The sequence below is a fragment of the Enterococcus sp. FR204 genome, assembly GCF_031143325.1.
GTDB classification, from domain to species: Bacteria; Bacillota; Bacilli; order Lactobacillales; family Enterococcaceae; genus Enterococcus_B; species Enterococcus_B faecium.
The window spans coordinates 1-13026 of record NZ_JAKZIW010000055.1; the positions used below are offsets into that span (position 1 = coordinate 1).

Here is a 13026-nt window from a genome sequence, read left to right on the forward strand (position 1 = left end):
TATATAAATGTTCTCCTGTATGACGGTTATACAGACGATACATCGGAGAAGTTGAAGTTGGTGCTGTATCATACTGTGTCAGATTATAGGTTTCGATTACATTGTTCAATGTAGAACCATAATTAGGCGCAGTGGCATAACGACCTGTTAGCCAAGCCGTAGCATCTTTGTAAGAGTTCGTATTGCTTTTCCATGCACCGGAATAGTAGTAAACGCCTGGCTGAAAAGAAGTCGTCTTCAATACCGTTACGTTATCTTGCAATGATTCTTTGTACGAAGGATATTTTCTAAAAGCGGCATTCACCGTAATCCATTGCCCATTCACATATTCCGAAGTAGGCATCGTAACAGATTGGCCGTTATAGCTTCCTTTAATCCCAAATAGATTGTAATTAGGGGCAGAAGCCAAAGTACTGTTCCCCCAGCCACTTTCAACGATGGCTTGAGCAATCATGACTGATGCATATAAGTCATTGGCACTTGCCAAACTTTGTGCAGTTGAGGCAATACTATCAATGAACGCTTGTTGAGAATTAGCAGATGAGCGAGCATAAAAAGCATAGCCAGTATAGTTTTCGAATTCAGACAAATCTGCTTGATGGGTATGTGTCAATGTTTGCCCATCTGTCAATTGGTTCGTGATTTCTTCTGCATTCTCTGGATTGTTCTGAGCTTCTGCTGATGTACTGTCTTCGGTTTGTGTTTGTTCTGTTGTTTCAGTTGTTGGTTCTTCGGTTGAAATTGTATTTTCTGAGACAGTAGCTGACTGCAAAGTACTCTCTGTATCGTTTTCAATTCCTGTTTCTGAAGAACTCGATGTCTGAGTTGCGACAGTTTCTGTCGATTCTTCAGCTAGCACTGTTGTGTTGGCAACTGCTAGATTTCCTAAAAGAATAACGCTAAATAATAAATTCTTTGCTTTCATCTTTTTTCTCCTTTGAATTATGAAACTTTTCCTAAATAACAGTGTAACTAAAAAAAGTAAAAGCAAGTCAATGTCCATATTTAAATAACGTTTGTTTCTTTTTAATAAATTTGCTTTTTCTGCATAAAAAGACGTAAATGAAGAATATTCTTCTCCATTCACGCCTTAAATTGATGGTCGTTTGAATAACTATTTAACAAGTAATTCTCTCTGGATATTATCCGTTATGGATTATACTTCCTGTGTCGTCGGACGGATAATCATGTTGCTGACAGACATCCGGTCTGGCGTTTCTATCGCAAATGCTACAGCAGAAGCTATATCTTCAGATGTTAATCCCCATTCTTTTTGCGCTTCATGAAGTTCAAGAGCAGCCTTTTTGTCGCTGATGGTTTGATATAATTCAGTTTGAACAGCTCCTGGAGAGATGATCGTAGATTTGATGTTATTTTGCCGTTGCTCTTGACGTAATCCTTCCATGATTGCACGGACAGCAAATTTTGTTCCGCAATAAACGGCGGAATCAGGATAAACAACATGTCCCGCCACAGAATCAGTTGAAATGATATGCCCAGATTTTTGTTTTTCCATGATTGGAAGTACGGCGGAAATTCCATTTAACACACCCATGATGTTGATATCAAGCATATTTTGCCATTCATCACGGTGACCTTCAACTAATGGAGCGGTTGGCATGATTCCTGCATTATTGTACAATACATCGATTCGACCGAACTTTTCCATCGCTAAATCGATAACTGCTTGGACTTGTGCAAAATCTCTTACATCTGCTGTTTGAATATATAGCTCAGCTTCTGGTAAAGATTCTTTTATTGCTTTTAGGCGATCTTCTCGGCGTGCAGCTATAACTAGTTTAGCCCCTTTTTCTGCTAACAGCTTCGTTGTTGCTTCACCGATTCCGCTTGAAGCGCCCATGATGACAATCACTTTTTCTGATAAATCATTCATTCTATTCTCCTCCTGTTTTGAAAAATCTCTTGCTTATACTCACTATCTCTTATTTCATCTTACTGTTCAAATAATCCGTTCGACAGGTTTGACGATTTTGGCAGGGATTCCTGCAACGATGGTATTGTCTGGGACATCTTTCGTAACAGTTGCATTCGCTGCAACAATGGCATTCTCGCCAATCGTTACGCCTGGCAGAATAGTTGCTCCTGCTCCGATCCAAGCATTTTTCTTGATGTGGATTGGCTTTACTGACAAGCCTCTTCGTTCTTTTGGATCGGTTAGATGGTTCACCGTGATGAGGTTGACACGAGAACCAATCAATACTGAATCTTCTAAACAGATGCCACCTAAGTCAACGAACATCACTTGACGATTGATAAAGACATTTTTCCCTATACTAATATGTTTGCCGAAATCTGTATAAAAAGGCAGCAGAACAGTCACCGTATCATCTACTTTGTCACTAATGATATTTTCTAGCCGTTTGCGGATATCTGCTGGTTCATGGTACCCAGTATTCAGCGCTGCTAAAGGCTCTTCGTTTTCAGCTTGGATCTGATGGATCACTTCAAAGAGCGGATCCGTTACTCGAATCTCTTTATTGACGATTTGTTTTTCGATGAGGCTTGTCATTTTGCTCCCTCCTTTTATCCTTACTTTATAACGGACGGCTTATGATGTCTAATACTTATATAACATACTTAACTATTCCTTTTAACTATACTTAGTGGTATGCTTTTTTAAAAACAGGAGGGAAAAAATGGATATTCGTATACTGACGTATTTTTTAGCAGTAGCTAGAGAAAAAAATATCAGCCGAGCAGCAAAATCTCTGCATATCACGCAACCTACTCTCTCAAAACAACTGAAAGATTTAGAAGAAGAACTTGGTGTGACACTTTTCACTCGAGGCTCCCGAGAGATACAGTTGACGGATTCTGGTCGATATCTTTATTCAAAAGGAAAAGAAATCTTGTCGTTGGTAGAAAAAACGGCGAACAATTTAACAAATGACGCAATCATCTCTGGAGAAATCTACATTGGCGGAGGCGAAACTAAAGCAATCTCTTTCATTTCTGATAGCCTTCATTCGTTGATCAAGGCGCATCCTGATATCCAGTTTCATTTATATAGCGGGAATGCAGATGATATCATAGACAAACTGGATAGCGGATTACTTGATTTTGGACTCGTAATCGAACCGACAAACAAACAAAAATACCAGTCATTTCGACTGCCAGCCCAAGATCATTGGGGACTTTTGATACATCGGAATCATCCTTTAGCAAAGCAAACAGTCATCCATCCGCAGGAACTGAAAACTGTTCCTTTGATCATTTCCCGGCAAACGTCAGTGGACAGTCAACTAGCTGAATGGCTAGGTTTCAGCATAGATCAGTTATCGATCGTCGGAACATATAACTTATTGTACAATGCTTCTTTGATGGTCGATAACGGGACTTTTGGTGCATTAGCTCTAGATGGGATCATCAATACTTATGGGACGGAAAAAGTATTCATCCCACTCGATCCGCCATTACAAGCTTCACTGAATCTCATTTGGAAAAAAGACCAGCCTCTTTCTCCTGCTGCTCGTAAATTTTTAGATGTCCTAACGGAGAAATACAATTAAGTAGAGTTTTTTTCCTTCGCTTTCAGCTTTTTAACAACGAATAAGTTAAGCAAAAGATCCAATGATTAAATAACATAAGTTTCTTAATTTGTTCCTTCCTTTTATTTCTGATAATTCCAGTAAATTACTATAATTATAAAAAAAGAATTGACAAAACATAACTGTCTATATAAAATTGATTACGTTAACAATAATTCGTTTCATGTGACTAGATCATACTAGGCATGAAAAATCTCTGAGGAACATGGTTTCCCTAGGAGGTTTTTCGTGTCTATTTTTGTTTGGTCGCAATCAACTGGTCTAGCAAACGTGAAAACCAAATCTTCAAAAAGGGTGCGCGCATGAAAATCAAAAAGATCTTTAATCAAAATGCAGTATTGGTAGATGACGGTGGACAGGAAAAAGTAGCTATTGGAAAAGGGATTGGATTTGACAGAAAAAGAAATGATTTGATTTTTGATCGTGATATCGAACGGATATTTGTCATGGAACCAGAAGGTCAAATCAAGTTGCAAAATTTACTTAATCAGATCGATGAACGCTTTTTATTTGCAGCAGAAACGATCATTGATCATGCGGAAACTGTTTTGATGGAAAAGTTGAATGAACATGTATTGATCGCTTTGACCGACCACATTGCTTTTTCTGCGGAGAACATTAATAACGGTATCGTCATCCGCAACAAACTTTTAAGAGAAATCGAAGTGCTTTACAGTGATGAATTCAGTATTGCTCAATGGGCAGTAGAGTATCTGACAAAAGAGCTTGGGATTCCATATACTTATGACGAAGCAGGATATATCGCAATCCATATTCACAGCGGACGAAGCGGTCGGAACAATAACCATCGCAGTATCCGTGAAGTGACGATTGTATCTGACATCATCCATTTAGTGGAATCAGAATTGGAAACAGATATCCATTCAGAACCATTTTCACTGAATTATTCAAGACTGGTGAATCATTTACGACTGCTTCTACAACGAACCCATGCGCAACAATATGCTGTTTTAGACACGGAAATCGTAGAAATGGTCAAACGAAAATACCCAGAAAGCTATAAGATTTCTAAAAAAATCCGTGTGTTGCTGACCAAAGAATACCAGCTCGCGATCACGAAAGAAGAACTGGGTTACTTGGCCATCCATATCGAGCGTTTAAGAAGCGCAATCGTACAAATAAATGTTAACAATCATGAGGAGGAAAAAAATTGAAAGCATATCTACAACGAATGGGACGTTCCCTTCAACTTCCAGTTGCGGTCTTACCTGCTGCTGCTTTACTAGTAGGGATCGGAAACTGGTGGGCATCTTATAGTAACGACATTGTCGCTCATTTTTTACAAGCTGGCGGTAACGCAGTTTTAGGTCAATTACCTTTGCTGTTTGCCGTTGGGTTAGCACTAGGGATGTCAGTGGACAAATCAGGTGCTGCTGCCTTGGCAGGTTTGGTCGCATTTGAAGTTCCAGTAAATGTTTTAAAAACTGATTCAGTAGCTACTTTATTGAATATCAAACCAGAATCAGTTGATCCATCTTTTGCTCAGATCAGTAACGTATTTATTGGTATTATTGCCGGATTGATTGCGGCAGCTCTTTATAATCGTTTCCACGAAGCAAAATTACCGATGGCTTTATCTTTCTTTAGCGGCAAGCGTCTAGTGCCAATCTTGGCTGCCTTTGTCATGCTGCTGATCAGTGCAGTGCTACTGCTCGTATGGCCTCCGGTTTACTCTGCTTTAGTTTCTTTTGCTAAATTCATTTTGAGTTTAGGCTGGGTTGGTGCAGGTCTTTATGGCTTCTTCAACCGTTTACTGATCCCTACAGGATTGCATCAAGCAATGAACTCCGTGTTCTGGTTTGACGTAGCAGGAATCAATGATATTGGTAAATTTTTGGCTTCTGAAGGAACAAAAGGCGTAACAGGAATGTATCAAGCTGGATTTTTCCCAATCATGATGTTCGGGCTTCCAGCAGGAGCATATGCTATTTACAGAAATGCACGTCCAGAAAACAAAGCAAAAACAGCTTCCTTGATGTTAGCAGCAGCTTTTGCTTCATTCTTTACTGGTGTAACAGAACCACTTGAATTCTCATTTATGTTCGTTGCTTGGCCATTATATGTCTTGCATGCAATTTTCACTGGGATTTCTTTAGCAGTGAGTGCATTCTTCCATTGGACAGCAGGATTTGCCTTTAGTGCCGGATTTGTCGATTACTTCCTATCTTTGAAAAATCCGATTGCGAATCAGCCATTGATGTTGATCGTCCAAGGATTAGTAACAGCAGTGATTTACTACTTTGGCTTTAACTTTGCTATCAAAGAATTCCATCTGATGACTCCTGGCCGCGAGGAAGCAGATCTTTCAGATGACGATACTGCAACGACAAATTCAGACAATAAATATGCGGCACAAGCAAGCAAAATCTACGCTGCATTAGGCGGAGCCGACAATGTAACTTCGATCGATAACTGTACTACACGCCTTCGTTTGCAAGTCAAAGATACAGGCCTGATCGATCAAAATAAAATCAAAGCCACTGGCGTACCTGGTATGAAGATCATCAACGGAAAAAATGCGCAAGTCATCGTAGGTACAGAAGTACAATTCGTTGCAGATGAGATGGCAAAACTACATGGTGGTGCTGCAGCACGACCTGCACAAACAAACACCGTGGTTAAAACAGAAACATTTGCCGGTGGAACGATCGAACAAGATATTTACGCTATCGCAAATGGGAAACTGATTCCAATCACTGAAGTTTCAGATGATGTATTCGCGGAAAAAATGATGGGTGACGGCTATGCTGTATTACCAGAAAATGGAGAAATCTTCTCTCCAATCGCTGGTACGATCACAAACATTTTCCCAACAAAACATGCTGTCGGAATCCAAACAGATGCTGGTATCGAAGTCTTGCTTCATATGGGCATCAACACTGTTGACTTAAAAGGCGAACCATTCACTTTATATGTAGAAGAAGGTCAAAAAGTCGCAAGAGGTCAATTGATTGCTTTAGTTGATCTTGCCGCTATTCAATCTGCAGGCAAAAACACGGATATGGTCGTTGTATTCACAAATGGCGACAAAGTCCAAAGCTTAAAAATCGAACCCGCACGTGATGTAAAAGCAAATGATAAAATCGGCTCTGTTTCCAACAAAGCCTGAGCCATCGTCTTCCCCAGACTTTTTTATCGATAAACAAAAAGGAGCTGAGACAAAAATCTTGTCTCAGCTCCTTTTTCCGAATAAAAACGGCGTTCTCCTGCCAACTCCGCGGTAATAAGTCCAGCCAAACGTAACATATGAAGAACTATTTTTTATTTGACTCTTCTTATTACTTGATGCAGAACAGCTTTTTTACAACCTCTGATAAACGGTGTTCAAAAACCAGTTTATCGGTATGAAGTCAAATTTATGCAAAAATGTGGAAAGCCATTTTCACAAAATTTTTCTTCATACTCAAAACTAATCGGCTTTTTCACAACCTCTTTATACATTATTCCTGATCCAATATTTCTTTTAATGCTGCTTCAAGAGAAGTTAATGGTTTTCCCAATACTTTTTCTAAATCATCAGAGGAAATAGCTAACTGATCCTTTTTAATATCATGTTGGATCGCTAAAAACATGTCAGCTGCTTCTTGAGGGAATCCGGCTTCTTTTAGATTTTCGACAAACGCTGCATCACTTGCTTCAATAATTTCTAACTCTTTACCTGTCGCACGCTCTAATGCCTTGGCTAATTCTTCATAGTCAGTTAGATTGCCGGATAATTCTAAGATTTCTGGAGAGTCACTTTCTACTAGTACTTTTGCTGCAGCTTCTGCATATTCACGTTTCAATGCCCAACCTGTTTTTCCATTTCCTGCAGCATAAACGAATTGACCAGTTTTTAAAGCCTGCCCAATGATAGGTAATTCATTCTCTACATACCAATTATTCCGTAAAAATGTATGGGAAATACCTGAATCCTTAATCATTTTTTCAGTGAATTGGTGATCTGGCGCTAATACACTAATCGAGTGATCGGCATCTGCAAAACTTGTATAAGCGATATAAGATACCCCAGCTGCTTGTGCTGCCTTCACTACATTCTTATGTTCGGCTTGACGATTTCCTGGAACGCCAGAGACAAAAAGCAATCGATCTATTCCTTTCAACGCTTCTTTCATTGAGTCTAAATCATCATAATCACCAATACGTATATTAAATCCAGCTTCTTTCAGTGCTTCTCCTTTTTCTTCACTACGTACTAGTACATAGATTTCATTTTGTGGAACCATCTTTTTTAAGAATTCCAGCGCATAACCACCAAAACCTCCAGTTGCTCCTGTTACTAAATAATGCATATTTGCCACTCCCTATTCTTTTTATTTGTTAAGATTTACAGCTGTACATTTATAAATTACACATTTATCATAAAGAGTGTGGTAAGATAAGTCAAGCAAAAAAAATGAAAGGATGACAACTGATGAAGTATTCTCTGCAATTTAGTGATGCAATCCATGTACTTGCCTATATTGAAATGTTTCAAGATACCCGATCACTTTCTAGTGAGATGATTGCCAGTAGTATCGAAACAAATGCAGCAAATGTACGTAAAATCATGAGTCAGCTCAAAAAATCCGGTTTGATCTTTACAAAAACCGGAAAACCGCAGCCTTCCCTTGCCAAAAGTCCAGATCAGATTTCTTTACTAGATGTCTATCGCAGCATCGAAGGTAATACACAGCTTATCCAAGTCGATCCAAAAACAAATCCAAATTGCGTCGTTGGTGCGAATATCCAAGAAGCTTTAGAAGAAAGCTACGCTCGGCTGCAGAAAAAGGCAGAAGAAGAAATGGCTAAGATCACACTTGATAGTCTGATACATAAAATAGCCGTTTTGGAAAAAGAAAAAAGACCAGAAAACACAGGCCTCGTAGAGAGATTTTTATAATTCTCTCTACTGTGCCTGCATTTTTCTGATCGGAATCGTCTACATAAATTCTTTTATTCTCCGGGGGACAAAAGCCTTATCATGCCCCTTCTTCCTCTCTAATGCTCAGGTCAAAGCGCTGAAGTCATGACGTCTTGATAAACGGTGTTCAAGTAGCTGACCCTCGGCATTAGTTCTGAAAAATGCAAAATATGGAAAGCTATTTCCCCTTTTTCCTCTCTAATGCTCAGGTCAAAGCGCTACTTTCACGACCTCTATATTATCATGGTTTATTGACTACCGGTATCCAGATTTCTCCCATATATTTCCCGTTGGTAACTCCCATTTCGACTACAGCATTTGGCCCCCCAACATAGGCGTAATCTTCTACTTCTCTTAAAACATGCCCAAAGGCCGTATTCGTCAAATCGTTCCTTAGTTCTTCAGGCGACTCCAATGAAGCGCTTACGACGAGATACGTTCCTTTTGGAAATGGGATGATTCTCGTAGTGTTAGGAATATCCTGACTCGTTTGAACACCGACATAGTACATCATTTTCCCGTCATAGGGTTCGTTGACTGTAAAGAAATAATGATTTTCAGCAGCTTGTTTCAAGGTGTCTATTGTTCCGTCACTGATGACTTTTTGCTCAAAGGCTTGCTTCTCTGCTGCCAAACCGACAAAATCTGTATTGCTACTTTTCAATTCCACACCAATACCTGTCACTGCAAACTCTGGTTTTTCTTCAATCTTATACTTTGCCATTTCTCCCACCCTTTCTATTATATTAAGTTCATCTTACATAAAATTAAAGGGAAATGACACGATTACGCTCTTTTTTCTAGGGATATTTTTATTTTTTAACTATTTTTTTGCTTTCACTGCAATCCAAATCTCACTGTAAACATGACTGAAATCCTCTCCCCATTTTGTAAAAGAGATCTCGGGAGCTTCGACTAACTCATAATCTGAAGAAGGAAGCCATTCTGCATAGATTTTCCCCCAAGTATCTTGTAAAGTTTGGGGGAATGGCCCTTTATTAGGAAAAATGGCCCAAGTGTGTCCTTCTATAGCAAGCATTTCTAAATCAGCGTACGAATTTTCTTTTGTCGTAGCAAAGCCAATCATGTGCATCAAACTGCCCTTTTCTTCCAAGCGGTCTCCATCAAATCCATAAGAAACGTTGATTACTTGATTTGGATATAAATCTCCTAACTTATGCATCTCTTCCCTTTGAGTCTCCGTGATTGTCTGCGCTAACTTTTGTATTTCTTGATTGACTCCTTCAAATTTGACAGGAACTTTTTTCGCCACACCTGCCACATAAAACTGTTCTTTCTTTTCGATACGAAATTCCATCGATTTTCCTCCTCTGACATCAATAAAAAATGTCAAGCGTGGAAAAGATTTTTGTATGCCGTATCTGCTGATTTCTGAAGGCAGATATCCTGACCAATCACGAAAAGCTCTTGAAAAACCCTCGACTGTTTCATATCCATATCTAAACGCCGTTTCTGTCACTCTTGATCCATCTAGAAGATCGCGATTAGCCAAAGCCAATCTACGGTTTTTGATATAGTCCATTAGCGACATCCCTGCAATAAACGTAAAGATGCGTTTTAATTGATATTCAGAGATTCCTGTATTTTCGGCTATTATTTTATAGGAAAGTCCTTCTGTCAAATGTTCTTCGATGTAATCGATCAATTGGTTCAGATCTTTAAGCATATTTATCTTCCTCCTTGCTTGCCTTTTTATCATATTATCAAAGAAAGTCAATTGCTTGATGAATCAGGAACCAATTTAGTCAGATGTAGAAAATGTTGTATGGATCTAAAGAAAATTCTCAAGCAGCGTTTCGTAACGGATAATTGGTATTATCTGCCTATCTATGTTTTACCTTTAGAAAAATAAATTTTGGGGAAGACACATTCTAAGTAAACAAAGCGGTAAAAATATCTTTTATTCCCTTAGTTAATCCGCTTACTACCTACTGTACAAAGCAAATTGTTGTTCAAACTGCTGATCAGAACGCTGCTTGGATTTTTCTTTGCGATACATCATACCTCTTTTATAAATTGGAACAATTATTTATTTCTAACAAAATCACTTCATTTTTGTCAGATAAATAAAAAACAAAAAAAGTTCCATCTTTAAAACACGCTATTCTTTTACTTTTTCTCACATTCTCTAAGAAAAGAAAAGGAGAATGAATTTTTGACAATTCGAGCAAAAGTGATTATCAAATATGTAAAATCAGCTACTTTTTTCTTAAACGTTTCTTTATACTAAATATAAATAAGTGTTTCATGAAAGGAGAATTAGATGAATAATTGGCTTGAGTATTTTCCTGAAAACGTTTTGGAACGCGGTTACAGCTATCATCTGCACGGTTTTGTCCGTCATTTGAACTATACAAGCAAGTACTTGTCCGCAACAGTTTCTGGCACGGAAGATTATAAGGTAGTGATCACTTGGGATGAAAAGACCAACATGACTTGTGATTGTCTATATGCCATAGAAGGAAAAAAATGCAAACACATGGCTGCTGTCTTATTCGCTTACGAAGAACGTCCAATAAAAAAATCCAACTACTCACTTTCCGAACTCTCGTCCCTTGTTTCCTCCGCTAGTTCCTCTCATGTACGGGAGCTTTTAACAGAGATTCTTATAGAACATCCGCAATTTATCGAACGCTTCAAAGTTAAGATGCCATTTCATGCAATAAATTATTCAGATAAATTAACAACTATCATCCATAAATACGATCATATTATCAAGAAAAACAAAAACAGGAAAACAGCGAAGTTCATCATGGAGATGCGAAAGTTCATCCAAGAAGCAGTTGAATCGCTTATTCAGCAAAATGCCTATCTTCCCGCATTCGAATTGATCAATGAAGTGATTGCTACTCTCGAAACATTCTATTGGGAGCCTGAGGATGAACGAACCCTTCTTCTGATAGAGGACTGTTATTATTTATGGAAAGAATTATTAGCAGAAGCACCTCATGCAGAAAAAAGGCAAATGTTCTCTTGGTTCGTTTGCCAAGTCGATCATACTGACGCCTCTTATTCAAAACGCTACTCCATAAAAATCCTGAAAGAAGACTTTCGGGAAAAAGAATTTTCTAACCAAAAGAAAAAAATAGATAAAAAACTAAAGAAACGGTAAAGAAAGACGATTTCAATGAAAAATAGCAAGTAAACGATAACAACCATCCTAAATCCACAAGAAATACAGCAGACCCTGCTTTAAAAACACGAATCATGCAAAGGATGAAGTAAAGAAGACTTAACGCGTACCCAATATTAGTCATTTGACTGTTAGGTACGCGTTTTGTTTTATAAGTCATGACAAATTTCCTTCGTTGCTGGATAGATTTTCCGGCATTGTTGATAGATTTTATGATACTTTTCTACATTTTGTAAGAGAGGTTCCACAGCATCTGTATATTGGATAAAATTCTGACAACAACTTTCAGGTGTATCGAACCACTCTAATCTTTAAAGATAAATATTAAAATAACGATTAATAATATTAACAGTCTTTATTTTTCACCACCAAAAACCTATCTTTGCATATACTAAATAGACGTATATACACAGATAGGTTTGTCTTGTGAAAAATAATGATTATCCTTACCAAAAAATGTTTGTTTTTCTACATGTTCGTACTTATCAAAAAATATGATCCTTATTGAAATTACTGGCTATTTATATTCCAACGACTTCTTGTGTTAATTTTTGTTATCTCATAGTAAATTATGTTTCATTTTCACTTAATTTAGTTGTCACGTGTTCGTCAATTCGTAAAAACGGTAAATATATAAACACACTTGCGGCTATAATTAATATTTGTAAAACAGCTGCTCGCCATTCTCCGGCTGTTGCTAAAAATCCCGATATAACTGGTGGCGTAGTCCAAGGAATTTGCACTACTACATGATTAATTAATCCCACAGCAGTTGCAAAATATGCTACTGTCAAAGAAAAAATCGGTGCAAGCACAAAGGGAATAATCAGACTGATATTAAATACAATAGGCAATCCAAAAATAATAGGTTCGCTTATATTGAATATAGCGGGAGTTACCGATAATTTAGCAAAGTCCTTATAATCTTTTCTACGACTGAAGATAAATATTGCAATCAATAAAGCAATCGTATTTCCCGATCCACCCATTACCGCAAAGGTATCTTTAAAGGCCATATTGATAATATGTGGAATTTGCTCTTTGTTTGCATAAGCTGCCATATTTTCTTGCATATTCTGAATCAAAAACGGATCTAACAATGAACCTGATATTACTGCTTGATGGATACCAAATCCAAAAAATAGATTAGCAATAGATGTAATTAACAAAAATCCTGGTAAACCAGTTGTAATTTTACTTAATGGCTCTGTAACTATCGTGGTAATTAGCTTATTTATATCCATATTAAACAATTGAATGATTATAAATGACAATAAAGCAAACGAGGTAATCGTAATAATGATTGGGATTAATACATTAAAAGACTTTAAAACAGCGGGAGGAATATTTCCGGATAGCTGAATCTGCAGTTTCTTATT

12 protein-coding genes and 1 pseudogene are annotated in these 13026 nt (G+C 37.8%); 5 read left to right on the forward strand and 8 right to left on the reverse strand.

Annotation, left to right across the window (positions count from 1 at the left end; all coding sequences use genetic code 11):
• The 3 genes from RG571_RS10600 to RG571_RS10610 form a co-directional block, all read right to left on the reverse strand.
• Window positions 1-925: glycoside hydrolase family 73 protein (locus tag RG571_RS10600; protein ID WP_308947672.1), on the reverse strand; the 925-nt coding region annotated here is incomplete at its 3' end.
• A gap of 231 nt (window positions 926-1156) precedes the next feature.
• Entirely contained in the window at window positions 1157-1894 is a 738-nt protein-coding gene (locus tag RG571_RS10605; protein WP_002287466.1) for an SDR family oxidoreductase, read from the reverse strand.
• A gap of 66 nt (window positions 1895-1960) precedes the next feature.
• The gene (locus RG571_RS10610; RefSeq protein ID WP_002318833.1) at window positions 1961-2530 is read right to left on the reverse strand and encodes a DapH/DapD/GlmU-related protein; all 570 of its coding nucleotides are present in this window, start codon (window positions 2528-2530) and stop codon (window positions 1961-1963) included.
• A 127-nt stretch (window positions 2531-2657) separates the two neighbouring features.
• Here RG571_RS10610 and RG571_RS10615 point away from each other — a divergent pair, with 127 nt between their 5' ends.
• The 3 genes from RG571_RS10615 (at window position 2658) to nagE (ending at window position 6699) form a co-directional block, all read left to right on the forward strand.
• Entirely contained in the window at window positions 2658-3530 is an 873-nt protein-coding gene (locus RG571_RS10615) for a LysR family transcriptional regulator (protein ID WP_002339706.1), read from the forward strand.
• A 341-nt stretch (window positions 3531-3871) separates the two neighbouring features.
• A complete protein-coding gene (locus tag RG571_RS10620) occupies window positions 3872-4744 on the forward strand; it encodes a PRD domain-containing protein (protein WP_002318830.1) in 873 nt (290 codons plus the stop codon).
• Window positions 4741-6699, forward strand: a complete 1959-nt coding sequence (gene nagE, locus RG571_RS10625) for an N-acetylglucosamine-specific PTS transporter subunit IIBC (RefSeq protein ID WP_308947674.1) — start codon at window positions 4741-4743, stop codon at window positions 6697-6699. Before RG571_RS10620 ends, nagE begins: the two co-directional genes overlap by 4 nt.
• A 331-nt stretch (window positions 6700-7030) precedes the next feature.
• Here the strand turns inward: nagE and RG571_RS10630 are convergent, their stop codons facing one another.
• Window positions 7031-7882, reverse strand: coding sequence for an SDR family oxidoreductase (locus RG571_RS10630; protein ID WP_002287475.1), 852 nt, complete (start codon window positions 7880-7882; stop codon window positions 7031-7033).
• Window positions 7883-8004: 122 nt separating this feature from the next.
• Here RG571_RS10630 and RG571_RS10635 point away from each other — a divergent pair, with 122 nt between their 5' ends.
• A complete protein-coding gene (locus RG571_RS10635) occupies window positions 8005-8472 on the forward strand; it encodes an Rrf2 family transcriptional regulator (RefSeq protein WP_002287477.1) in 468 nt (155 codons plus the stop codon).
• 262 nt (window positions 8473-8734) lie between these two features.
• Here RG571_RS10635 and RG571_RS10640 read toward each other — a convergent pair whose 3' ends face one another.
• On the reverse strand, window positions 8735-9217 hold the full coding sequence (locus tag RG571_RS10640) for a GyrI-like domain-containing protein (protein WP_002339704.1): 483 nt from the start codon (window positions 9215-9217) through the stop codon (window positions 8735-8737).
• 99 nt (window positions 9218-9316) lie between these two features.
• Window positions 9317-10180, reverse strand: a complete 864-nt coding sequence (locus tag RG571_RS10645) for an AraC family transcriptional regulator (protein ID WP_002318826.1) — start codon at window positions 10178-10180, stop codon at window positions 9317-9319.
• Window positions 10181-10777: 597 nt separating this feature from the next.
• Here RG571_RS10645 and RG571_RS10650 point away from each other — a divergent pair.
• A complete protein-coding gene (locus tag RG571_RS10650) occupies window positions 10778-11626 on the forward strand; it encodes an SWIM zinc finger domain-containing protein (RefSeq protein ID WP_002339703.1) in 849 nt (282 codons plus the stop codon).
• A gap of 170 nt (window positions 11627-11796) precedes the next feature.
• On the opposite strand, the pseudogene RG571_RS10655 reads toward RG571_RS10650, so the two are convergent.
• Together RG571_RS10655 and RG571_RS10660 are read right to left on the reverse strand one after the other, a co-directional pair.
• A pseudogene (locus RG571_RS10655) lies at window positions 11797-11955 on the reverse strand (xylulose kinase); the annotation flags it as partial.
• A gap of 261 nt (window positions 11956-12216) precedes the next feature.
• The coding region (locus RG571_RS10660) for a PTS transporter subunit EIIC (RefSeq protein ID WP_308947676.1) at window positions 12217-13026 on the reverse strand (810 nt) is incomplete at its 5' end.